Origin of the sequence: Brevibacterium sp. NPDC056726 (assembly GCF_042790515.1) — a bacterium.
GTDB classification, from domain to species: Bacteria; Actinomycetota; Actinomycetes; order Actinomycetales; family Brevibacteriaceae; genus Brevibacterium; species Brevibacterium sanguinis.
Window position 1 is genome coordinate 26,697 of the sequence record NZ_JBHTYZ010000005.1, and the last position, 21,065, is coordinate 47,761.

Below are 21,065 nucleotides of genomic sequence, written 5' to 3' on the forward strand. Positions count from 1 at the left end.
CCACTGAGCTTATGAGCCATTCTGCTTCCATTTGAAGGTTTTCATCGCGAGGATCAGTCCGAGCACGAACCACGCGGCGATGATGCCGACGCCCAGCCACGGGTCGGCGGTCTTCATCTCCGGGGCGTCGAACGCCCACTCGGGCAGGAACGCGTATTGGAGTCCCACGGCCGTCCATCGCAGCGGGAAGACCGCGGAGATGCCGAGCAGCCAGTCCGGCAGGAGGCTCGGCAGCATGTAGACGCCGGAGATGAATGAGAGCACCATCGTCGGGACGACGGCGAGGGTGGCACCGGCCTGCTCGGTTCTTGCGACCGAGGCGAGAGCGATCCCGAGCACGGCCCCGGCCGCCGTCGACAGCAGCATGACGCCGACGATGACGGCCCAGCGCAGCGGGTCCGTCGGCAGTGACGCATCGAAGACGAGCGTGGCGACGAGCAGGAGGAGGATGCTCTGGATGATGACGAGGATGAGGGTCATGCCGATCTTGCCGAGGAAGTAGCTGACCTCCGGCAGCGGGGTGGCCGAGAGCCGGCGGATGGTGCCGTTGAAGCGGTCGACGGCGACGTAGCCCGTGAGGTTCTGGAAGCCGCTGAGCGCGGCGCCGACGGCGAGGAGTCCGGGCAGGTAGGTCTGGGCCACGGACAGAGTCTGTCCGTCGGGGCCGGGCAGCGGCGGCATATCGTCGAAGATCGCGCCGAAGAGGAGCATGAGCAGGGCGGGGAAGAAGAGGACGAGGAAGAGGGAGAGATAGTCCTGAGCGAGGACGGCGATCTCGATCTTCGTCCGCTGCCAGCCGAGCGCGAACACCGGCGGACGCCACTGGGGACTGATCGTGGTCGCGGACGGTCGGTCGACCTCGGCGGTGTGCTGTCCGTTCATCGTCGGCTCCTTGCCTCGGTGGTCTCGGGTGATCGTTTGGGAAATGCCGCCGAGGCGGTGCCGGCAGTGCCGCTCGCAGGGCTGTCGACAGCGTCAGCAGCACCGTCGTCGGCGCCGCCGATGAGCTCGACGTAGACGTCTTCGAGGCTCGGCCGCACCACCCGCAGACCGGGGATCTCCGCCGTGTTCGGCGAGGTCAGCGACGCGACGAGAGCCGTCGGGGTCGCTGTGCGCTCGACGCGGTCGACGCCGGTCTCGTCGACCCAGTGCACGCGGGGCACTCGGGCGAGCGGTCCGCCGATGTCGTCAGGGGCACCCTCATCGATGAGCACTCCGTGGTTGATGATGCCGATGCGGTCGGCGAGCGCCTCCGCCTCGTCGAGGTAGTGCGTCGTGAGCACGATCGTCGTGCCGTCGCCGTGGAGTCTGCGGATGAGGTCCCAGAACTGCCGTCTCGAGACCGGATCGAATCCGGTCGTCGGCTCGTCGAGGAAGAGGATCTCCGGGCGACCGACGAGCCCCAGAGCGACGTCGAGGCGGCGGCGCTGCCCACCGGAGAGGCGGGTGACCTTGTCGTTCGCCTTCTCGGTCAGGCCGACGGCGGCGATGAGCTCGTCGACATCGGCCGGGTGCGGGTAGATGTGCGCGAGCTGGCCCATGGTCTGGGCCACGGTGAAGTGGGAGCCGTCGGTGGCCTCCTGGAGGACGACGCCGATGCGGGATCGGAACGCGGCGGGCGCGTCGTAGGGGACGAATCCGAGGACGGAGATCTCCCCGGAGGTCGGCTTCAGGGCCCCGTCGAGCATGTCGACCGTCGTCGACTTCCCTGCCCCATTGGGTCCGAGGAGGCAGTAGCACTCGCCGACGCCGATCGTGAGGTCGATCCCGTCGACGGCGTTGAACGGGTCCTGCTTGGGTCTCCGGTAGGTCCGGACGAGGTCTCGGGCGGTGATTGCGTGAGCCATGGTTCCATCCTCGGCGCACCGGGATCCGTCCGAAACGCCCGAGCAGTGGACGACCGCTGTCCCCCGATCGGTGGACACAAGCGTTCAGGACCGCGCCGAGGCGGCTCGCCCTCCCGCTGTCAGTGCAGGTGAACCAGCCAGTGCAGGTGAGACGCTCAGTGCAGGTGGGGCCGGTAGATGAGCTCCTGGGTGCGTCCGTCGAGGGTGCGGCAGTAGAGGAGTTCGAGGTCGAAGTCCTCGGCGCCGTCGAAGATCGGTTCGGTTCCGGTGCGGCCGGTCAGGGCGGGGAAGATCGTCACCTGCAGGCGGTCGACGAGGCCGGCGTCCATGAGTGCGCGGTTCATCGCGAGACTGCCGTGGGAGCGCAGCGGCACATCGGAGCTCTCCTTGAGCCGGGTGACGACCTCGACGGCATCGCCGCGCACCAATGTCGCGTCGGGCCAGTCGAGCGGTTCGCTCAGCGTGTTCGAGATGACCGTGGTCGGGAGGTTGCGCATCTCGGTCACCCACGGGTCGAAGACCTCGGAGTCCTCGCCGGCCGCGGCGATCATCGCGGCGAACGCCCGGTACGTGTTCGCCCCGAGGACGAGCCGCTGGTCACCGGAGTACTCGCCGAGGCGCTCCTCGAGGAGTTCGGGACCCTGCTTGCCCCAGTAGCCGCCCCAGTCGGATTCCTCGGAGACGGTGGCGCGCGAGTTGAGGCTGCTGAACACGTCGAACGTGTAGGTGGCGGTCATGGCGGTCCTCCCAATGCAGCGGTGCATGTGGTTGTCGAGTGGTTCGAGACTAGCCCCCGATCCGCCTCGGCGATAGGGGTGCGGGGCAGGACGGCGAGCAGTGTCCGCTCTGCCGTCGCCGAGGTTCCACATCATGGATCTTCCGTGGTGGGGCCGCCTCGGCGCGCGATAATCGGATCATGGTCACTGGCGTGGATCCCGAGGACATCGGTCGGATGAAGATGCGGGGGAAGATCCTGCGCCGGTCCGCCTCGTTCAACGTCGCCCACGCCGTCGACGACCTCGAGCCGGGCACCGGGGCGCAGAGCATCCAGCGGGCGCTGTCGCTCCTGGGGCTCGTCGGTCTGCTGGCCAGCGACGGGAAGAACGGGGCGAGCCTGTCGGAGATCGCCTCGATCAGCGGCCGGCCGAAGGCGAGCGTCCACCGGATGCTCCAGGCGCTCATCGCGATGGGCTATGTCGAGCGCCTCGATGAGGGCGGGTACCGCCTCGGCGTGCAGTCGCAGATCCTCGGGCAGCTCGCGCAGAAGTCCGTCGACCCCCTCGTCATCGAGTCCGAATCGAGTCTGCTCCGGCTCGCCGAGATCACCCAGGACACCGCGTTCCTCACCCTGCGCACCGGCAGCTATTCGATCTGCGCGCGGCGCGAGGAGGGCTTCGGGGAGATCTTCAACAACGCCCTCGCCGTCGGCGACCGGCATCCGCTGGGCATCGGAGCCGGCAGTCTCGCGATCATGGCGGAGCTTCCCGGCGCCGAGGTGGACGCCCTGTTCGCGGCGAACGAGCAGATCCTCGCGCAGCGGTATCCGAAGGTCCGCATCGACCAGCTCCGCGACATCATCGACCAGGCCCGCATCGACGGCTTCGTCCACAACCCCGGACTGTTCGCGCAGGGGTCGTGGGCCGTGGGAGTCGCGCTCAAGGTCCGCGGGGAGCGCCCGCGCGCTGCTCTGTCGATCGCCTCGATCGCCGATCGCGTCACCGGTCAGCGGGTCGAGCACCTCGTCGCCCTGCTCCGTCGGGAGGCGAAGATCATCGCCGAGGCGCTCGCCGCCGACGCGGAGCCGGGGAGCTCGTCCTCGTCTGCCGAGACGGACAGTTAGCGCCGAGACGGACAGTCAGAAGTGTCGGTCTCGGCGCTGAGTGGCGGTCTCAGTGCGGACTTCAGAGCAGGGCGAGGTCCTTGAGCTTGGTCTCGACCTCGGGGTTGGTCGGCTCGACCTGGTGGGAACCGTCCGGGTAGACGACGACCGGGATGTTCGTCCGGCCCGAGATCGCCTTCGCATCGTCGGCCCGCTCCGGTTCGGCGACGAGATCGATGTAGTCGAAGTCGATGCCGAGTTCGGTCAGCTGCTTCTTCGTGCGCCGGCAGTCGCCGCACCATTCCGCTCCGTACATCGTGATGGTGTTCTCAGCCATGCTCAACCTTTCGTGTGAGGCGCTCCCGCCGGAGTCGACCGGCGCATTCATGCGAACCGCAGCCGCGGCCAGACTATTCCGCCCGCCGGGCTTGAGCGCCGCAGTCGCCTGCGACCCCGCCCCTACCGGAGGACGACGGTGCGCTTCCCGTTGAGGAACACCCGGCCCTCGCAGTGCCAGCGCACCGCGTTCGACAGTGCCTTGCATTCGGTGTCGCGGCCGGCGGCGACGAGATCCTGCGGACCGAAGGCGTGGTCGACCTCGGTGACGGCCTGGGCGATGATCGGCCCCTCATCCAGCTCGCTGTTGACGAAGTGGGCGGTCGCGCCCACGGTCTTCACTCCCCGCTCGTACGCCTGGTGGTAGGGCTTCGCCCCCTTGAACGAGGGGAGGAACGAGTGGTGGATGTTGATCGCCCGCCCCGTGAGCTCACGGGCCAGATCGTCGGAGAGGACCTGCATGTACCGGGCGAGGACGACGAGGTCGATCTCGAACCGGTCGACGAGGTCGAGCAGCTTGGCCTCGGCCTCCGGTTTCGTCTCCGCGGTCACCGGGATCCGGAAGAACGGCACGTGATGCCATTCGACGAGCTCCCGATGGTCAGGATGGTTCGACACGACCGCGGCGATCTCGACGGGCAGCTCCCCGATCCGGGCGCGGAAGAGGAGATCGTTGAGGCAGTGCTCGAACTTCGAGACCATGATGAGGACTCGGCGCTTCTCCCCCTTCGGCCAGAGGTTCCACGAGGCATCGAGGTCCCCGGCGACCGCCTCGATCTCACTGCGCAGGTCCTCGAGCGCCTCAGTCTCGAGCTCGAACTCGACGCGGAGGAAGAACCGCCTGCTCAGCGCGTCGTCGAACTGCTTGAGCTCCCTGATGTCACCGCCGTGTTCGAGCAGCGCCCCGGTGAGTGAGTGGACGATTCCCCGACGCTCATCGCATTCGAGGGAGAGGACGTATTCCGGCATGCTCAGCCCTTCCGATCGTGGTTCGCGGCCCCGGTGACCCCAGCGGCCCCAGACGCTCCGGAAGCCCCGGAGCCCCCGGTGAACTCGGCCATCCCGTCGAGCAGCCACCGCACCATGAAGTCGGCGAAGCTCGAGCGCGGCAGCACGCGGAACTCCTCCTCCCCCGACCGGTGGAGGAGGACGGGCACCGGCCCGAGCTGCGTGACGATCGCCGTCCCGACAGGAAACGCCCGCGGGTGGAGGTCGGCGCGGCAGCTCTTCTCGAGCACGGTCCGGGCCCGTGGCCCCGTGAGCTCGAGGATCGTCCGGTTCGCCGAGAGCTCGACGACCTGCCCGGGCAGTCCCTCGAGCGCGGCCTCGGCGGCGTCGGTCTCCCCCGGGCGCTGCGTGGCCGCGACGTCGACGGTGAGGAATTCGTCGGGGCTCAGCCACAGCGTGTGCCGCCCGGCCGCCTCCCCGGTCACCTCCCCGACGGCCTCAGGCAGAGTGATCCCCAGCGCGGATCCGATCGCCCGCGCCGAGGCGGTCCCCGGCACTGCGCGCACGCCGATCTGGACGGCGAAAGGACGTTCCCGCAGCCCCACCTCGGCGGTGCTCGCCTCAGCCATCGCCTCGGCGAGGTGGGCGGCCGGGGACACCCGCAGGTCATCGAGGACGGTGTCGGTGGTCTCAGCCATCGCGCCGGTCTCCTTCCGGATCGTAGAACACAGGTGAGGTGATCTCGACGTCGATGACCGTGTCACCGAGCGGTGACCGGACGATCTCGCCGAGGCGGTTGCGACCGTTCTCCACGAGCGCGAGCCCGAACGGCCTGTCCAGGGTCGGGGACAGATATGACGAGGTGACGTGCCCGATCATCGGCACCGGGCCGTCCTCAGGGGTGATCGGGGTGTCCGCGGCGACGAGCTGCGCGCCCTCGATCAGCCGGGTCTCTCCGTCGACGGGGAGCACCCCGACGAGGTGCTTGCGGTCCTCCCGCGCGGTGTCGACGCGGGTGTACGAGCGTTTGCCGATGAAGTCCTTGACCTTCGAGACGATCCACTCCATCCCCGCATCGGCCGGGGTGACGGTCCCGTCGGTGTCCTGCCCGACGATGATGAACCCCTTCTCCGCGCGCAGCACGTGCATCGTCTCCGTGCCGTACGGGGTGATGTCGAACTCGGCTCCCGCCTCGGCGACCATCTCCCACACGGCCAGCCCGTAGAAGGCTTCGACGTTGATCTCGAACGCGAGCTCACCGGAGAACGAGATCCGGCAGATCCGCGCCGGGATCCCGTTCGCCAGCGTCGTGTGCCGGAACTCCATGAAGCCGAACGCCTCATTGGACACGTCGAGGTCGGGGGCGACCTGGGCGATGACCTCCCGCGACTTCGGTCCGGCGACGGCGACGGTCGCCCATTCCTCCGTCACCGAGGTGAAGACGACGTCGAGCTCGGGCCATTCCGTCTGGTGCCATTCCTCAAGCCAGTCGAGGACCTTCGCCGCCCCGCCGGTCGTCGTCGTCATGTAGTACCGGTCCTCGGCCACGCGCAGGGTCACCCCGTCGTCGAAGATCATCCCGTCCGGGGTGCACATGAGCCCATAGCGGGCCTTGCCGACCCCGAGCTTGGCGAACCCGTTCGTGTAGATCCGCCCGAGGAACCTCCCGGCATCGGTGCCGCGGATCTCGATCTTGCCGAGCGTCGACGCGTCCTGGAACCCGACGGACTCCCGCACCGCCCGGCATTCGCGCAGCACCGCGGCGTCCATGTCCTCCCCCGGCTGCGGGTAATACCACGGCCGCTTCCACTGCCCGACGTCCTCGAACTCCGCCCCGTGGGCGACATGCCACGGATGGATCGACGTGACCCGAGCGGGATCGAAGAGCTCCCCCTTGCGCCGCCCGGCCAGCGCCGCGAACGCGACCGGGGTGAAGGGGGCGCGGAACGTCGTGTGGCCGACCTCGCCGAGGTTGTCCTCCCCGAGCACCGAGGCGATCGTTCCGATCGTGTTGACCGCCGAGGTCTTGCCCTGGTCGTTGGCCGTCGAGATCGACGTGTACCGCTTGATGTGCTCGACCGAGCGCATGCCGGCGTTCATCGCCCGGAGGATGTCGGCGACGCTCTGGTCGCGCTGGAAATCGACGAAGTGCGTGGTCAGCGCGCCGGGATCGTCCTCGGCCGAGGTGACCGCCCACAGGGGTCGATGAGGTGCGGGGGCCGTGTCGGGCGTGTCGGGGCGCGGGATGGTCAGCTCGGCGTCGAAGCCGGTGGCCGCCGCGGCGGCGTGGCCTGCCTCCGCGCCCTGCCGCAGCGCCGAGGCGAGCGCATAGTCCCCGGTCATCGCCCCGACCGTGGCCTGGTCGCGGACGGGGGCGGTGGGCACGAAGGCGGCGATGTCGGCGTCCCAGGCGATAGGGCCGCGCCGCTGACCGTGGAGGTGGATGACCGGCGAGTGGCCGCCGGAGACGGCGAGGAGGTCGACGGCGATGTCCTCGCCGCCGGGTGCGGCGACCGCGTCGTCATCGAGCGCGGAGACGGTGATCCCCGAGATCCGTCCGGCCGGGCCCTCTCCTGCCGTGCCGGTGACCGCGGCGCCGAGGATGAGGCGCACACCGGTGTCGGCGGCGACCTGGGAGGCCCGCGCCGAGGCGGTGGCGCGGGAGTCGATGACGGCGACGACCTCGACTCCGACGGCGGTGAGGTCACCGACGAGGTCGTAGGCGGAGTCGTTCGTCGTCGCGATCGCCACCCGCTGCCCGGCGACGACGCCGTAGCGACCCAGGTAGGTCCGCACGGCGGAGGCGAGCATGATGCCGGGACGGTCGTTGTCGGCGAAGACGATGGGACGTTCGTGCGCTCCGGTGGCGAGGACGACCTGACCGGCACGGATGTGCCACACGCGCTGCCGGGGCCCCGCCTCGGCGCCGGTGCGGTCCTCGAGGGCGACGAAGTAGTTCGAGTCGTAGCTGCCGAAGACGGTCGTGCGGGGAACGTAGGTGAACTCCTCGGCGGCGGTCGCCTCGGCGAGGGTCGAGGTGATCCACTCCGGGGCCGGCACCCCGTCGATGGCCTCGGCGGGAGCGACGAGGAGCGCCCCGCCGGGGACGGGTTCGTCGTCGAGGAGGAGGACGCGGGCCCCTGACTTCGCGGCCTCCCGGGCGGCGGCGAGCCCGGCGGGACCGGCACCGACGACGAGGACGTCGGTGTGGGTGTGCGTGTGCTCGTAGACGGCGTCGTCGCGGCCGGGGTCGAGGATGCCGAGCCCGGAGAGGTAGTCGGCCTCCATGCCCTCGCGGATGAGGACGCGGGTTGCCGGGAGCATCGATTCGGCCACCTCGGCGCTGTCGGGGGCGTGGACGCGGACGAGGGCGTTGGGCTCCTCGACCCCGGCGCCCAGGATTCCCCGCGGCCGGTCGAGATACGTCGAGTTCCCGCAGTCGAGGCGGCCGGCGGCGATGAGGGCACTGGCGATCGTGTCCCCGGCGAACCCGGTGAAGGTCCGGCCGTCGACGCGGAAGGTCAGCGGCCGGGTGCGGTCGATGCCGGTCGCGTGCGGGAGACGCTCGCGCTGCCCGGTCGCTGACGCGCTGGTCGCGGCGTCCGAGCCGGTGCCGGTCGCAGCGTCCGAGCCTGCGGGCGACCCAGCGTGAGAGTCGGTGTGCGTCGAGGTCATCGCTTGAGGCCTCCTTCGAATTCGGCGGGCCGCGGCTGTCCCATCGGGTAGACGGCGGCGAAGTCATAGGTCACGGTGTCGCGGATCGCGTTGAACCACTTCCGGCAGCCGAGGCTGTGGCACCAGCGTTCGGCGAAGAGCCCGCGGTCGTTGTCGCGGTAGAAGAGGTATTCGGCCCATTCGCGGTCGGTGAGCGCGTACGGATCCTCCGGGTAGGGCACGTGCGCCTGACCTCCGTAGGCGAATTCGGATTCGTCGCGGGCCCCGCAGTTCGGGCAGGTGATGAGCAGCATGGCAGTCCCTCTCCCTCAGTGGGCCACGGCGGCGGCGCCGTGTTCGTCGATGAGATGGCCGGTCTCGAACCGGTCGAGTGCGAACGGGGCGTTGAGCGCGTGCGGCTCGTCATTGGCGATGGTGTGGGCGAACGTGAAGCCCGCCCCCGGGGTGCCCTTGAACCCGCCGGTCCCCCATCCGCAGTTGACGTAGAGGCCGTCGACTTCCGTCTTCGACACGATCGGGGACGCGTCGAGGGTGACGTCGACGATTCCGCCCCACGTCCGCAGGACATGCGCGCGGGCGAAGATCGGGAAGAGCTCGACGGCGGCGGCGAGCTGCTCCTCGATGATGTGGAAGCCGCCGCGCTGCCCGTAGCCGTTGTACGAGTCGACGCCGGCGCCCATGACGAGTTCGCCCTTGTGGGCCTGGGAGACGTAGACGTGGACGTGGTTGGACATGACGACCGTCGGGTGGACGGGCTCGAAGAGCTCGGAGACGAGCGCCTGCAGCGGGTGGGATTGGATGGGCACGCGGATGCCGGCCATGGCGGCGACCACCGAGGTGTGGCCGGCGACGGCGATCGCGACCTTCTCCGTGGCGATCCGCCCGAGGTTCGTCTCGACGCCGATGACCTGGTCGCCGTCGCGGTAGACGTCGGTGACCTCGCAGTTCTGGATGATGTCGACGCCCATCGCGTCGGCCTTGCGGGCGAACGCCCAGGCGACGTGGTCGTGCTTGGCGATGCCCGCCCGCGGCTGGTACGTCGCCCCCATGACGGGGTAGCGCAGGTCGTCGCCGATGTTGATGATCGGGCAGACCTCCTTGACCTGGCTCGGGTCGAGCCATTCGGCATCGATGCCGTTGAGGACGTTGGCACCGACGCGGCGCTGCGACTCCCGGACGTCGCCGAGCGTGTGGGCGAGGTTGAGCACGCCGCGCTGGGAGAAGAGGAAGTCGTAGTCGAGCTCCTCGGGCAGCTGCTCCCAGAGACGGAGCGAGTGCTCGTAGATCGCCGCGGACTCGTCCCACAGGTAGTTCGAACGGATGATCGTCGTGTTCCGGGCCATGTTGCCCCCGGCCAGCCACCCGCGCTCGAGGATCGCGATGTTCGTCATCCCGTGGTTCTTCGCGAGGTAGTACGCGGTCGCGAGTCCGTGTCCCCCGCCGCCGACGATGACGGCGTCGTAGGAGGCCTTCGGCTCGGGATTGCGCCACAGGAAGTCGGGGTGTTCGGGCAGGTGGTCGGCCATCAGCGTGCTCCGATCGGGGTGAGGTGCGGGTAGAGCGGGTGGTCGGCGGCGAGGCGGGAGACCCGGGCGCCGAGGTCGTCGATCGTCTCCTGGCTCGGTCCGTCTTCGTCGGTGCCGGCGGTGAGGACCTCGGCGATGATGTCGGCCACCTCGGCGAAGGCGGCGGACCCGAAACCGCGGCTGGCGAGCGCAGGCGTGCCGATGCGCAGCCCCGAGGTGACCATGGGCGGACGCGGATCGTTCGGCACGGCGTTGCGGTTGACGGTGATCCCGATCCGCGCGAGGAGATCCTCGGCCTGCGCCCCGTCGAGGACGGAGTCGCGGAGGTCGACGAGGACGAGGTGGACGTCGGTGCCGCCGGTGACGATCGTGATGCCGCGCTCCGCCACGTCATCCTCGCCGAGGCGGCGGGCGAGTTCGGCGGCGCCGGCGAGGGTCCGGCGCTGTTTGTCGGCGAACTCCTCGGTCGCGGCCAGCCCGAAGGCCACGGCCTTGCCGGCGATGACATGTTCGAGCGGTCCGCCCTGCTGACCGGGGAAGACGGCCGAATTCACCTTCTTCGCCACCTCGGCGTCATTGGTCAGGATGATACCGCCGCGGGGACCGCCGAGGGTCTTGTGCGTCGTCGAGGTGACGACGTGGGCGTGCGGCACCGGGGAGGGGTGGAGGCCCGCGGCGACGAGGCCGGCGAAGTGGGCCATGTCGACCATGAGGTAGGCGCCGACCTCGTCGGCGATGCGCCGGAACTCGGCGAAGTCGAGCTGCCGCGAGTACGCCGACCACCCGGCGACGATGAGCTTCGGCTGGTGCTCGCGGGCCAGACGGGCGACCTCGGCCATGTCGACGCGGTGGGTGTCGTCGTCGACGCCGTAGGCGACGATGTCGTAGAGGCGACCGGAGAAGTTGAGCTTCATCCCGTGGGTGAGGTGGCCGCCGTGGGCGAGGTCGAGGCCGAGGACGGTGTCGCCGGGACGGATGAGGGCGTGCATCACCGAGGCGTTGGCCTGGGCACCGGAGTGCGGCTGGACGTTCGCGAAGGCCGCCCCGAAGAGGTCCTTGACCCGGGCGATCGCGAGACGCTCGACCTCGTCGACGAATTCGCAGCCGCCGTAGTAGCGCCGGCCCGGGTAACCCTCGGCGTACTTGTTCGTCAGCACCGAGCCCTGCGCCTCCATGACGGCGGTGGCAGTGTGGTTCTCCGAGGCGATCATCTCCAGGCCCTCGCGCTGACGGCCGAGTTCGGCGTCGATGAAGCCGGCGATCTCCGGGTCGAGCTGCGCGAGCGGAGTGCTCAGCTCCTCGGGGGCGCGACTGGGGAAGTCGGTGGGCAGGGCCGCTGTCGTTCCGGCACCCGGGGGCTGCGGCGTCCCGGACTCGGTCCCAGGCGTTCCAGGCGTCCCGGACTGCGCGTCCGCGGTTCCTGCGAGCTGCTCGGTCATGCGATCTCCCTCGATCGTTAATCGTCAACTAATATATCAGCTGTGTTCCTGTAGTCTAGGCGCAGAATTTCAGCCGTGGCAATGGGTGTGGGAGAACTTTTCCCCGACCTGGCCACCCGGCCTGTCCACCCGCCCGGGCCGCACCGCCCGGGCCGGCTCGACGACGCATGGAGGAGTGGGATGACAACGACGGCGGACACCTCGGCGAGCAGCTCGTCTCTGGCCGACCGCGCGTACGAGGCGCTGCGTCATCGGCTCGTCATGCTCGACATCGCTCCCGGTGACGTCATCAACGAGGCGGCGCTGAGCGCCGAACTCGAGGTCGGGCGCACCCCGATCCGCGAGGCCCTCAAACGCCTCGAGGGGGCCCACCTCGTCGTGTCCTACCCGCGACGCGGGACGTTCGCGGCCAATGTCGACATCACGGACCTCGCGGCGATCACGGAGATGCGCCAGGCGCTCGAGCCCATTGCCGCCACGCGTGCCGCCCGGAACATCACGCCGGAGCTGCGCGAGGAGTTCGCGGCGACGATCGCCGAACTCGGCGAGCTCAGGGCCGGCCTCGACGCACGCACCCTCATCGAACGCGACCTCGAGGTCCACCGCCTCATCTACCGCGCCGTCGACAACATCCACCTCCAGGAGACGCTCGTGCGCCTCGACGACCTCGCCACCCGGATCTGGTGCCTCGTCCTGCCGAAGATCCCCGACCTGCTCGGCCACATCCGCGAGCACATCTCCCTGCTCGAGGGCATCCTCGCCGGCGACGAACTCGCCGTCAGCGCGCTGGCCGGCGAACACGTCCGCGAATTCGAGGCCACCGTCCGCAAGGCCCTCGCATAGAGGCGCTCACATCCCCGGGGTGAGCACTCCCATCGCCCGATCGAGGTCGTCGGCGATGCCCTCGGCGCCGGTGGCGCGCGCCTGCCGCATCGCGACCGTCAGCGCTGCCCCGCATGCTCGGGCGAGCATCTGCGCCCTCACCTCGGCGACTCCGCGGGAGACGAGAACGGCGGAGAGCGCCTCGGCGAGGATGTCGACCTTCGCGACGAATGCCGCGCGCAGGGACGGCGTGGAATCGACGACCTCGTCGAGGGCATAGCTGTCGGTGCGCCGCGCAGGATCGGCGTAGTGGTCGACGACGCCAGTCAGCGACGCGCGCAGCGAGGTCCACGGCTCCTCGTCGGCGGGACGCTCCATGAGCGCGACGACGATCCCCTCGCCCATCGCCGTCCACTTCCCCGCGAGGACGTCCTCCTTCGACGGGAAGTAGCGGAAGAACGTGCGCCGCGACATCCCCGAGGCGGCGGCGAGGTCGTCGACGGTCGTCGCCTCGTAGCCGCGCTCGCGGAACAGTCGGAGGGCGACCGCCATGATGTCCTCCTGGATGAGGAGGCGCTTGCGATCGCGCAGGGAGGGCAGGTCCATTCCAGCATTGTACGCACGGGCCAGTATTGACACTCAGTGTCATTTCTGTCGTAAGGTGTTGTCATCGTCGACGTGAGGACACGCATGGCAAGCGCAGCGCTCTATCAGAATCAGCAGGCGTGGCAGGACCTCCAGGAGTTCCTGCCCGAGCGATTGCGACTCGACGAGACCTCCGCTCCCGACGAGGAGTTCTGGGGGTGGCGGGGGCACTGGATCCATCTTGATCGCTATCGCCGACCCGATGCGAAGGCCCGTGTCATCCTCCACCACGGCGTCGGGACGAACGGTCGCCAGATGTCGCTCATCCTCGGTGCTCCGCTGGCCCGGCAGGGCTATGACGTCGTCGCGCTCGACAATCTCGGCTACGGGATGACGCGGGTCGAGTCCGGGTACACGCCGTCGTATGCCGACTGGGTCGACATGGTCATCGACTTCCTCGCCGCCGAGCAGGCGCGGGACCCGAAGCCCACGGTGCTCTACGGCCTGTCGGCCGGCGGCATGCTCGCCTACCATGTCGCCGCGAAGGCCGCACCGGGTGCTCTGAGGGGCATCGTCGGCATGACATTCCTCGATCAGCGCCATCAGGAGGTCGTCGATTGGACGGCGCGCAGCCTCATCACCGCCCGTCTCGGCATGCCCTGGGTGCGCCTCATGGCGAGGACTCCGCTGAAGAGCATCCGCTACCCGATGCGTCTGGCGTCGAAGATGTCGGCGTTAGCCAACGACCCGGGCGCGATGAAGGTCTTCCTCGCCGATGCGACCTCGGCGGGCAATGCGATGTGGCTGCGCTTCCTCGCCGACTACGCCACGTACGTCCCGGCCGTCGAGCCGGCGGACTTCGATGCGTGCCCCGTCCTCCTCACCCAGCCCGGCGAGGACCGGTGGACCCCGCGGGATCTGTCGACGCCGGTCGTGTCCCGACTCGATCCGGAGCTGTTCTCCGAGGTCATCCTCGACCGCGCAGGTCACTTCCCTCTCGAGGAGCCCGGACTGCAGCAGCTCGAGGAGGCCGTCGTCGAGTTCGTCGAGCGCGTGCGCATCCCCGCCTGACTGCCAGCGCCCTGGAATTCTGCGCCAGGTTCATGGCGCCCCTGGGATTCCGCGCCAGGTTCATGGCGAAATTCGCGTCGAGATCGCCATGGACCTGGCGCACAATCGCAGTGGAGGCGGCGCAGACCGAATTTTCCCGCAGAAACACGAGTGCCCCGAGTGACGTGATCTCACTCGGGGCCCTCTGACATGTGTCCTACCTGCTCGACACCCTGCCGAAGAGGTTCGCGATCGGTGCGAGCACAAGCGGTCTGGCGGCGAACCATGCGCCGACGACGACGGCCACCGCCACGAGGAACCAGATGACGCCCGCCCAGCCCAGGACGTTCGTCCCGGCGAACATGTAGCCGAGGTTCTGCCGCAGTCCGGTCGTGAAGACCAGGAACACGTGGACGGCGATGAAGAACACGAAGAAGATCATCGTCGGGAAGTGGATCGCCCGCGCCAGCGGGGCCGGGTAGATCTTATTCAGCGTCGTCGCGTTCTTCGGCCACCACTCGCTCATGCGCACACCTGTGATCGCGGCCAGGGGGGCGGCGATGAAGACGACGATGAAGTACATGAGCTGCTGGAGCGAGTTGTAGTTGACCCACGCGTCCTCCATCGGCCATTCCAGGGTCATGTACTGCAGCATTGCCGAGAGGGCATTCGGGAAGACCTCCCAGCTGGTCGGCACGATGCGCGCCCAGTGGCCGGACACGAAGAGGAGGACGACGAAGACGACGCCGTTGAGCAGCCAGAGAACGTCGAGGCTCGTGTGCAGCCACAGGTTGATGCTGATCTTCTTCCCGCCGTTCTTCGGCGTGTAGAACGCCGGAGGCTTCTGCTGGTGACGCACCTGCAGACCCGTGCGGATGATGAGCACCATGAAGAAGAAGTTGAGGAAGTGCGTCCACCGCGCCCACGCCGGGAAGCCCGGTTCGACGAAGTCGGGCAGGTGGTATTCGCCCGGGTAGCGCTCGAGGAATCCCGGCACACCGGGCAGAGTCGTGACTCCGCGTGCGGCGAGGATGAGGATGCCTGCGGCGACGATGAGCCCACCGAGTCCGAGCGACCCGAGACCGATCCACTGTCCCAGCGACTTCGACCCGATCATGATCGGATCGCGCTTGGCGGGTGCGGCGGAGGCGGGCTTGTCGGAGGCGGGTTTCGCCGAGGTGGTCGACTTCGCGGCCGTGGACCCCCCGGTCGACTTCGCGGCCGTCGAGTCCGCGGTGGACTTCGCCGCTGTTCCCGCCGAGGCGGTCGCTGCGGCCGCCGTCGACCCTGCGGCTGCCGGTTTCGCACCGGTTGCCGCGGCGGGGGTCTTCGCCGCCGGCTTCTCGGCCGGTTTCGTCGCCGGTCCGCCGGTCTTCGGCAGTCCGGTCCGTCCCGCGGGCTTGTCGCCGGGCTTGCCGGTGTCGGGGCCGGTGGACTTCGGCAGGCCCGTCCTGGTCTTCGGCAGACCTGTGCGGCCCGCAGGCTTGGCGGGTTCGTCCGCCGCCGCCTCCGTGTCGGCGCTGCCCTTCTCCGCGGTGTCTCCACTCGCCGAGGCGGCAGCACCGGCGGCCACGGCGCCGGCAACCCCAGCACCGGCAGCTGCGGCAGGGACTCCCGCGGTGCTTGCTGCGTCGGTGGTGTCCGCTGCACCGGTGGCATCGGCCGCTGGTGCAGTCTTCGGCTGCGCATCGGTGGGCGCGGTGGCCGTTGCCGGGGCGAAGCCTTCGGGCGGCCAGGGGTCGCCGCCGGCGGTGCGCGGCAGACCGCGGCGCAGCGGAACATCGCTGAGCTCGGCGGCCGACGCAGTTGTCGCCCCACCGGCGGCAGGTGCCGCGGCAGCGGGAGCAGCTCCACCAGCACCTGCCGAGGCAGCGGAAGTGGTCTCTGTCGCGGTCACAGTGTCCGCAGGCACACCGTCCGCGGCGGCAGAGTCAGCAGCCTGGTCACCGGCAACGGGTGTTCCGGACTCAGCGGTCGCGGCAGGAGGCGTTGCACTCGCCGAGGGTCCCTTGACCCCCGCAGGGGCGAGGCCCTCCGGCGGCCATGCGTCCCCACCTGACCGGCGAGGCAGCCCACGGCGCAACGGCACCGATGCGGCGTCTTCTCCGGCAGAGGCAGCGGCGACGCCGGCTCCGGCAACGCCTGCCCCGGCGGCAGCGCCCGCGCCTGCCACAACAGCAGCGGCGTCGGTCTCCTCTGCGCCGGAGGTGGTCTCGGTCGGCTCTGCACCCGCAGCAACGCCCTGGCCTGACGCTTCCTCGGCGGACGTTTCATCGGTGCTGGAGGTCTGCTCGACGACGGCTTCTCCGCCACCGGTTTCCGACGCACCAGGTTCGATCGGCGCACCGGGCTCGGCCGGCGCGGCACCAGCGGCAGCAGCACCACCGGCCTGCCTCGGCGCCTTGACTCCGGCGGGGGCAAACCCTTCCGGCGGCCATGCCTCTCCACCGCTCACGCGGGGAAGTCCACGGCGCAGGGGCACCTCGGCCGCGGGGGCCGAATCCGCCGCGCCTGCTCCAACAGCTGCACCGGCACCCGCGCCGGCAGCGACATCCTGTGCGCCGGCATCGCTCGAGGCACCTGCGTCGCTCAAGGCACCAGCGTCGGTCGACGCACCGGCAGGCACCTCGACGTCGGCCCCACCGTCGGCCTCAACGGCGACGGTCTCGTCGACTCCGGAGTCAAGACCAGGTTCGACACCGGTCGCATCCGGTTCGACGGAGCCCACGGTCGAGGTCTCGGCAGCAGTCACCTCGGTGACGGCACCCGAATCGACGGCAACCCCAGATTCGACGGCGCCCGCAGAATCGACGGGAGCGCCAGCATCAACGCCACCCGCAGAATCAACCGCACCCGCAGGCTCAGCAGCGCCCGCCTCGGCGCTCACCCATTCCCGGGATTCCCACTCGACAGCCTGACCCACCGTGCCCTCCGGCGGCCACGGATCGCCGCCGGAGACCCGGGGCAGACCCGAGCGCAGCGTGTTGGAGAAGGTGGCCATATCAGCCCTGTTTCGCTTTCAGGGTCTCGACGGCCTGGGGGACGACCTTGAAGAGGTCGCCGACGACGCCGAAGTCGGCGATGTCGAAGATCGGCGCTTCGCCGTCCTTGTTGACCGCGACGATCGTCTTCGAGGTCTGCATGCCCGCCTTGTGCTGGATCGCCCCGGAGATGCCGAGCGCGACGTAGAGCTGGGGGGAGACGGACACACCGGTCTGGCCGACCTGGTGCGACTGCGCGATGTAGCCGGCATCGACCGCGGCGCGCGAGGCGCCGACAGCGGCACCGAGGACGTCGGCGAATTCGCCGACGAGCTCGAACGACTCCTCCGAACCGACACCGCGACCACCGGAGACGACCTTCTGCGCCCCGCGCAGCTCGGGTCGCGAGGAGGTCTCGACGACGGCTTCGTACGCGGTGACGTCGGCACTGCGCTTGCCGGAGTCGGTTACCTCGAGGGCCTGCGCGTTCGCGGGCTGGGCCTCAGCGCGGTTCTCGATCGCACCGAGGCGGACGGTGATGACGGGCGCGCCGAAGGTCGGGGCCGACTGCGCGGTGTAGCCGCCGCCGTAGACGGAGTGGTCGGCGACGATGCCCTCGGAATCGCGTTCGACGCCGATCGCGTCGACCGAGAGCGCCGAACCCGTGCGCACGGCGAAGCGGCCGGCGAGGTCGCGGCCGTCGATCGAGTTCGGGACGAGGATGGCATCGGGTGCGGTGAGCTCCGCGGCGCCGACGAGGGCGTCGACGGCGAAGGTGCCGAGCGCGGAGCTGCCCGCGGGCACCTCGGCGATGAGGGTCTGGACGGCACCGAGCGAGGCCGCCGTCTCCGCCGCGGCGTCACCGGTGCCGGCAGGGGCGACGATGAGTGCGACGGGGCTGCCGATCGCGGCGGCACCGCCGAGGAGTTCGGCAGCGGGCTTCTCGAGAGCGCCTTCGGGATCGACCGTGAGCGCGACGAGGATGGTGTCCTGGGGGAATTCAGCCATGTCTTCTCTCCTTAGGCCAGGCGGTTCTTGATGAGGAATTCGGCGAGCTCGGCTCCGCCGTTGCCGTCGTCGACGACCTTCTCGCCGGCTTCGCGCGGGGGCTTCTCGGCGACGGAGACCATGATCGACCGGGCGGTCGACTGGTCGGCGGCGTCGATGTCGAGGTCGGCGAGGCCGATGACCTCGAACGGCTTCTTCTTCGCCGCCATGATGCCCTTGAAGTTGGGGAAGCGCGCCTCGGGCAGCGCCTCGGTGATCGAGATGACGGCGGGCAGCTCCGCGGTCACCTGTTGCTGACCGCCGTCGACGGCGCGCGTGCCGGAGACGGCGGTGTCGGTGAGTTCGACGGTGCTCAGGCCGGTGACGTGCGGGAGGTCGAGGTGCTCGGCGAGCATCGCCGGGAGCAGGCCGGCGTTGCCGTCGGTCGAGATGTTGCCGGTGACGACGAGGTCGTAGTCGCCGCGGCGGATGGCGGCGGCGAGCACCTCGGCGGTGAGTCCGAGGTCGGCGCCGAGGAGTTCCTCATCGGAGATGTGGACGGCTTTGCCGGCGCCCATGGCCAGGCCCTTGCGGATCGTCGCGGTCGCACCCGACGGGGCCATCGAGATGACGGTGATCTCGGTGCCGTCGTGGCTGTCCGCGTAGTTGAGGGCGACTTCGAGGGCGCGTTCGCCGATCTCGTCGAGCACGGCTTCCGAGGCGGCACGGTCCGCCAGGCCGGTTTCGAGATCGAGCTTGCGATCCCCGTACGTGTCCGGGACCTCTTTGACCAACACAGCGATCTTCAACGTGGCTCCTATTCGAATGACGCAGGTCCGCCGCCGAGCAGTCAGTCCTGCTGAGTGTCGTCTCCCCCATAATCTACAGGCGGGAAACATGCCGTTCGCCCGCCGCATCCGCGTGCGCATGCGGCGGCGTGCTCCGCCCTCCATGGTACGTGGTGGAGGCCACACTTCGGACACCAGGGTGCCTGTCGCTGCGGGACGAGCCCATCGCTACTGAACGAACGATCGATTTCAAGCCTACCAGCCCGCCGAGGTGACCCGCACCTGCCGTCGACACCGCCGTGACCGGTGGGAACCGCCGGGACCCCGGCCGCCGTCGTCCCGGCCGCCGGGATCCCGGCCGTTGGGATCTGGCCCGGCCCCCACGACCGGCCGTGCCCACTTAGAATGGTGGAACCTCGACCGGGTGCTGGTTCACGACGAGCGCAACCCCGGTGAGGAGCACGACGCACCGAGGCTGCCGGGCGGCAGCCAGCAGCGACGCCGAAGGAGCACGCCCTTGTCATTCGACCTCGACGACATCGACCGCAGCATCATCGCTGCCCTCGTCGAGGACTCCCGGCTGAGCGTGCGCCAGCTCGCCGAGCGCGTGCACATCTCCCGGTCCGCCGCGCACAAGCGCTTCACCGCCCTCCTCGAGTCGGGGGCGATCAAGGGCTTCACCGCCGAGGTGGATCGCGCCGCCCTCGGCATGTCCGTGACCGCGGTGGTCGTCGTCAAGATCGGCGAGCGGCCGTGGCCGGAGGTCCGCGACGAGCTCGCCGCGCTCCCCTTCGTCGAGAAGGTTCAGGCCGTCAGCGGCGACATCGACGCCCTCGTCACCGTCAATGCCCCCGACAACACGGCGCTGTCCCAGGTCATCCTCCGTCGCATCCACGAGGTTCCCGGCGTCACCTCGTCACGGTCGCTGCTCATCCTCGATGAGGCCGAAGGTCACCGTCCCGGCGCACAGAGCCCGCTGAGCTGAGCCGCCCGCTGAGCTGAGCCGCGCGCCGGGCCGAGCCGGACTCACCGCTGGCGGTACGCCTGCAGCGCCTGTTCGACCATCTCGAGACTGTAGTTCGCGTCGGAGTATCCGGCGATCGTCGACTTGCCGTTGGGATAGACGTTGCCGGCCTGCGCGGCGGGCAGCTGAGCGAAGACCGGTGAGTCCATGAGCGCGGTGCTCAGCTCGTCGTACTCGCCGCGCAGGTTCGAGGTGACGAAGACGATGTCGGCGTCCCCGGCGGCCTTGTCGACGAGTTCGAGCGAGACCTCGGCTTCGGGCTCCGCCGCCTCGGCGTTCTCCGCGATGACCCTGTCCTCGTCGGCCGACCAGGTGAGACCGAGCGGGTCGTAGATCGTTCCGAGCATGTTCCCGCTCCCCCACAGGTACGCGGTGTTCTCGGTGAATGAGGAGAGCGTCGCGATCGTCGTCCCATCGGTGACGTCGCTGTACTCCTCGCTGATGCGCGTCTGCTCGGCGATGAAGGCGTCGTCGAGGGCCGTGAGCTCCGCGCTCCGGTTGACCGCGTCGGCGACCTCCCCGACCCGCTGCTTCCAGTTCGCGCGGTCTCCGCCGCGCAGGGTGAACTGGTAGACGGGGGCGATGTCCTCGAGCTGGTCGACGACTCCGGAGTCGAGGGTGTTCGGGGCGAGGATGAGGTCGGGGTCCGTCGTCGCGAGCCGTTCGATGTCCGGCTCGTCGGTCGCCACGACGGGCACCTCGCCGAGGCGGTCGACCCATCCCTGGGGCACCGAGGCCTCCTGATACTCCCCCTGCCCGACGGGGGTGAGCCCGAGATCCATGAGGGTCTCCGTCGCGGCATAGTGCAGGGTGGCCACGGACTGCGGCTGAGCGGGAATGACGACGTCGGCTCCAGTGGCGTCGGTGACGGTGCGCGTCTCGCCGCCGCCGGCCGCCTCGGCGTCGCCTGAACCGCCGCCCCCGCAGCCGGCGAGGAGGGCGAGCGCGGCGCAGCCGGCGGTCAGCGCGGTCATCGTCTTCAGTGTCATAGCGTCCTTTCGCGGAGCGAACGACGGAAACCCTCGACGCGGTTGTCGCGCAGTCGTGCGCGCACGATGATCGGCAGCATCTGCGCGGACGACCGAATCGCCGCTGTCGAGGGTTCCGTGTCGGATGAAACAGTGAGATCCCGCAGGTCGCGACTCCAAGCAGGTGTGTCAACTGCCGTGACGCGCGATCCGTTCGTGATCTCGTAGGTTAGCCTAACCTGAGTTCTCGTCGCTCCGCAATCCGCCGAG

At 69.5% G+C, this 21,065-nt stretch carries 19 protein-coding genes; 4 read left to right on the forward strand and 15 right to left on the reverse strand.

Annotated features, from left to right (window positions below):
- Positions 1-9: 9 nt before the first annotated feature.
- The 3 genes from ACFQ91_RS11400 to ACFQ91_RS11410 all read right to left on the reverse strand — a co-directional run bounded on the left by ACFQ91_RS11400 (position 10) and on the right by ACFQ91_RS11410 (position 2,584).
- The gene (locus ACFQ91_RS11400; protein ID WP_198500185.1) at positions 10-882 is read right to left on the reverse strand and encodes an ABC transporter permease; all 873 of its coding nucleotides are present in this window, start codon (positions 880-882) and stop codon (positions 10-12) included.
- Positions 879-1,847, reverse strand: coding sequence for an ABC transporter ATP-binding protein (locus ACFQ91_RS11405; RefSeq protein WP_344250113.1), 969 nt, complete (start codon positions 1,845-1,847; stop codon positions 879-881). Before ACFQ91_RS11405 ends, ACFQ91_RS11400 begins: the two co-directional genes overlap by 4 nt.
- 155 nt (positions 1,848-2,002) lie before the next feature.
- Positions 2,003-2,584, reverse strand: a complete 582-nt coding sequence (locus ACFQ91_RS11410) for a dihydrofolate reductase family protein (protein WP_198500183.1) — start codon at positions 2,582-2,584, stop codon at positions 2,003-2,005.
- Between the two features lie 179 nt (positions 2,585-2,763).
- Between ACFQ91_RS11410 and ACFQ91_RS11415 the strand changes: the two genes are divergently transcribed.
- Positions 2,764-3,687 carry an IclR family transcriptional regulator gene (locus tag ACFQ91_RS11415; RefSeq protein ID WP_198500182.1) on the forward strand — a complete coding sequence of 308 codons (924 nt, stop codon included), beginning with the start codon at positions 2,764-2,766 and terminating at the stop codon, positions 3,685-3,687.
- A gap of 61 nt (positions 3,688-3,748) precedes the next feature.
- Here ACFQ91_RS11415 and ACFQ91_RS11420 read toward each other — a convergent pair whose 3' ends face one another.
- The 7 genes from ACFQ91_RS11420 to glyA form a co-directional block, all read right to left on the reverse strand.
- On the reverse strand, positions 3,749-4,003 hold the full coding sequence (locus tag ACFQ91_RS11420; protein WP_198500181.1) for a glutaredoxin domain-containing protein: 255 nt from the start codon (positions 4,001-4,003) through the stop codon (positions 3,749-3,751).
- Between the two features lie 122 nt (positions 4,004-4,125).
- A complete protein-coding gene (gene purU, locus ACFQ91_RS11425; protein WP_198500180.1) occupies positions 4,126-4,971 on the reverse strand; it encodes a formyltetrahydrofolate deformylase in 846 nt (281 codons plus the stop codon).
- A 2-nt stretch (positions 4,972-4,973) separates the two neighbouring features.
- Positions 4,974-5,648 (reverse strand): sarcosine oxidase subunit gamma, encoded by a 675-nt coding sequence (locus tag ACFQ91_RS11430; RefSeq protein ID WP_198500179.1) that lies wholly within the window; start codon positions 5,646-5,648, stop codon positions 4,974-4,976.
- Positions 5,641-8,625, reverse strand: a complete 2,985-nt coding sequence (locus ACFQ91_RS11435; RefSeq protein ID WP_344250109.1) for a 2Fe-2S iron-sulfur cluster-binding protein — start codon at positions 8,623-8,625, stop codon at positions 5,641-5,643. The genes ACFQ91_RS11430 and ACFQ91_RS11435 overlap by 8 nt, the downstream gene beginning before the upstream one ends.
- Positions 8,622-8,918 (reverse strand): sarcosine oxidase subunit delta, encoded by a 297-nt coding sequence (locus tag ACFQ91_RS11440; RefSeq protein WP_198500177.1) that lies wholly within the window; start codon positions 8,916-8,918, stop codon positions 8,622-8,624. Before ACFQ91_RS11440 ends, ACFQ91_RS11435 begins: the two co-directional genes overlap by 4 nt.
- A gap of 15 nt (positions 8,919-8,933) precedes the next feature.
- Positions 8,934-10,151: a sarcosine oxidase subunit beta family protein gene (locus tag ACFQ91_RS11445; RefSeq protein WP_198500176.1), complete on the reverse strand. Its 1,218-nt coding sequence runs from the start codon at positions 10,149-10,151 to the stop codon at positions 8,934-8,936.
- On the reverse strand, positions 10,151-11,590 hold the full coding sequence (gene glyA, locus ACFQ91_RS11450; protein ID WP_269780031.1) for a serine hydroxymethyltransferase: 1,440 nt from the start codon (positions 11,588-11,590) through the stop codon (positions 10,151-10,153). Before glyA ends, ACFQ91_RS11445 begins: the two co-directional genes overlap by 1 nt.
- A gap of 180 nt (positions 11,591-11,770) precedes the next feature.
- Between glyA and ACFQ91_RS11455 the strand changes: the two genes are divergently transcribed.
- Complete coding sequence (locus ACFQ91_RS11455; RefSeq protein WP_198500175.1) at positions 11,771-12,433, forward strand: GntR family transcriptional regulator; 663 nt, start codon at positions 11,771-11,773, stop codon at positions 12,431-12,433.
- Positions 12,434-12,439: 6 nt separating this feature from the next.
- On the opposite strand, the gene ACFQ91_RS11460 is transcribed toward ACFQ91_RS11455, so the two are convergent.
- Complete coding sequence (locus ACFQ91_RS11460) at positions 12,440-13,018, reverse strand: TetR family transcriptional regulator (RefSeq protein WP_198500174.1); 579 nt, start codon at positions 13,016-13,018, stop codon at positions 12,440-12,442.
- An 84-nt stretch (positions 13,019-13,102) separates the two neighbouring features.
- Here ACFQ91_RS11460 and ACFQ91_RS11465 point away from each other — a divergent pair, with 84 nt between their 5' ends.
- Positions 13,103-14,068, forward strand: a complete 966-nt coding sequence (locus ACFQ91_RS11465) for an alpha/beta hydrolase (RefSeq protein WP_198500173.1) — start codon at positions 13,103-13,105, stop codon at positions 14,066-14,068.
- 196 nt (positions 14,069-14,264) lie between these two features.
- Here the strand turns inward: ACFQ91_RS11465 and ACFQ91_RS11470 are convergent, their stop codons facing one another.
- From ACFQ91_RS11470 to ACFQ91_RS11480, 3 genes are read right to left on the reverse strand one after another with little or no spacing between them, the layout of a single operon-like run.
- Positions 14,265-17,048 carry a cytochrome b/b6 domain-containing protein gene (locus ACFQ91_RS11470; protein ID WP_198500172.1) on the reverse strand — a complete coding sequence of 928 codons (2,784 nt, stop codon included), beginning with the start codon at positions 17,046-17,048 and terminating at the stop codon, positions 14,265-14,267.
- Position 17,049: 1 nt separating this feature from the next.
- Complete coding sequence (locus ACFQ91_RS11475; RefSeq protein WP_344259048.1) at positions 17,050-18,036, reverse strand: electron transfer flavoprotein subunit alpha/FixB family protein; 987 nt, start codon at positions 18,034-18,036, stop codon at positions 17,050-17,052.
- A gap of 11 nt (positions 18,037-18,047) precedes the next feature.
- Positions 18,048-18,824 carry an electron transfer flavoprotein subunit beta/FixA family protein gene (locus ACFQ91_RS11480; RefSeq protein WP_198500170.1) on the reverse strand — a complete coding sequence of 259 codons (777 nt, stop codon included), beginning with the start codon at positions 18,822-18,824 and terminating at the stop codon, positions 18,048-18,050.
- A gap of 496 nt (positions 18,825-19,320) precedes the next feature.
- Here ACFQ91_RS11480 and ACFQ91_RS11485 point away from each other — a divergent pair, with 496 nt between their 5' ends.
- On the forward strand, positions 19,321-19,788 hold the full coding sequence (locus tag ACFQ91_RS11485) for an Lrp/AsnC family transcriptional regulator (protein ID WP_198500169.1): 468 nt from the start codon (positions 19,321-19,323) through the stop codon (positions 19,786-19,788).
- A gap of 41 nt (positions 19,789-19,829) precedes the next feature.
- Here the strand turns inward: ACFQ91_RS11485 and ACFQ91_RS11490 are convergent, their stop codons facing one another.
- Positions 19,830-20,816, reverse strand: a complete 987-nt coding sequence (locus ACFQ91_RS11490; RefSeq protein ID WP_198500168.1) for an ABC transporter substrate-binding protein — start codon at positions 20,814-20,816, stop codon at positions 19,830-19,832.
- Between the last annotated feature and the right edge of the window lie 249 nt (positions 20,817-21,065).

What these genes read in the sequence shown, in the direction of transcription:
- ACFQ91_RS11400 (WP_198500185.1), bottom strand. Translation starts at nt 882, where the DNA reads ATGAACGGACAGCACACCGCCGAGGTCGACCGACCGTCCGCGACCACG.
- ACFQ91_RS11405 (WP_344250113.1), bottom strand. Translation starts at nt 1,847, where the DNA reads ATGGCTCACGCAATCACCGCCCGAGACCTCGTCCGGACCTACCGGAGA.
- ACFQ91_RS11410 (WP_198500183.1), bottom strand. Translation starts at nt 2,584, where the DNA reads ATGACCGCCACCTACACGTTCGACGTGTTCAGCAGCCTCAACTCGCGC.
- ACFQ91_RS11415 (WP_198500182.1), top strand. Translation starts at nt 2,764, where the DNA reads ATGGTCACTGGCGTGGATCCCGAGGACATCGGTCGGATGAAGATGCGG.
- ACFQ91_RS11420 (WP_198500181.1), bottom strand. Translation starts at nt 4,003, where the DNA reads ATGGCTGAGAACACCATCACGATGTACGGAGCGGAATGGTGCGGCGAC.
- purU (WP_198500180.1), bottom strand. Translation starts at nt 4,971, where the DNA reads ATGCCGGAATACGTCCTCTCCCTCGAATGCGATGAGCGTCGGGGAATC.
- ACFQ91_RS11430 (WP_198500179.1), bottom strand. Translation starts at nt 5,648, where the DNA reads ATGGCTGAGACCACCGACACCGTCCTCGATGACCTGCGGGTGTCCCCG.
- ACFQ91_RS11435 (WP_344250109.1), bottom strand. Translation starts at nt 8,625, where the DNA reads ATGACCTCGACGCACACCGACTCTCACGCTGGGTCGCCCGCAGGCTCG.
- ACFQ91_RS11440 (WP_198500177.1), bottom strand. Translation starts at nt 8,918, where the DNA reads ATGCTGCTCATCACCTGCCCGAACTGCGGGGCCCGCGACGAATCCGAA.
- ACFQ91_RS11445 (WP_198500176.1), bottom strand. Translation starts at nt 10,151, where the DNA reads ATGGCCGACCACCTGCCCGAACACCCCGACTTCCTGTGGCGCAATCCC.
- glyA (WP_269780031.1), bottom strand. Translation starts at nt 11,590, where the DNA reads ATGACCGAGCAGCTCGCAGGAACCGCGGACGCGCAGTCCGGGACGCCT.
- ACFQ91_RS11455 (WP_198500175.1), top strand. Translation starts at nt 11,771, where the DNA reads ATGACAACGACGGCGGACACCTCGGCGAGCAGCTCGTCTCTGGCCGAC.
- ACFQ91_RS11460 (WP_198500174.1), bottom strand. Translation starts at nt 13,018, where the DNA reads ATGGACCTGCCCTCCCTGCGCGATCGCAAGCGCCTCCTCATCCAGGAG.
- ACFQ91_RS11465 (WP_198500173.1), top strand. Translation starts at nt 13,103, where the DNA reads ATGGCAAGCGCAGCGCTCTATCAGAATCAGCAGGCGTGGCAGGACCTC.
- ACFQ91_RS11470 (WP_198500172.1), bottom strand. Translation starts at nt 17,048, where the DNA reads ATGGCCACCTTCTCCAACACGCTGCGCTCGGGTCTGCCCCGGGTCTCC.
- ACFQ91_RS11475 (WP_344259048.1), bottom strand. Translation starts at nt 18,036, where the DNA reads ATGGCTGAATTCCCCCAGGACACCATCCTCGTCGCGCTCACGGTCGAT.
- ACFQ91_RS11490 (WP_198500168.1), bottom strand. Translation starts at nt 20,816, where the DNA reads ATGACACTGAAGACGATGACCGCGCTGACCGCCGGCTGCGCCGCGCTC.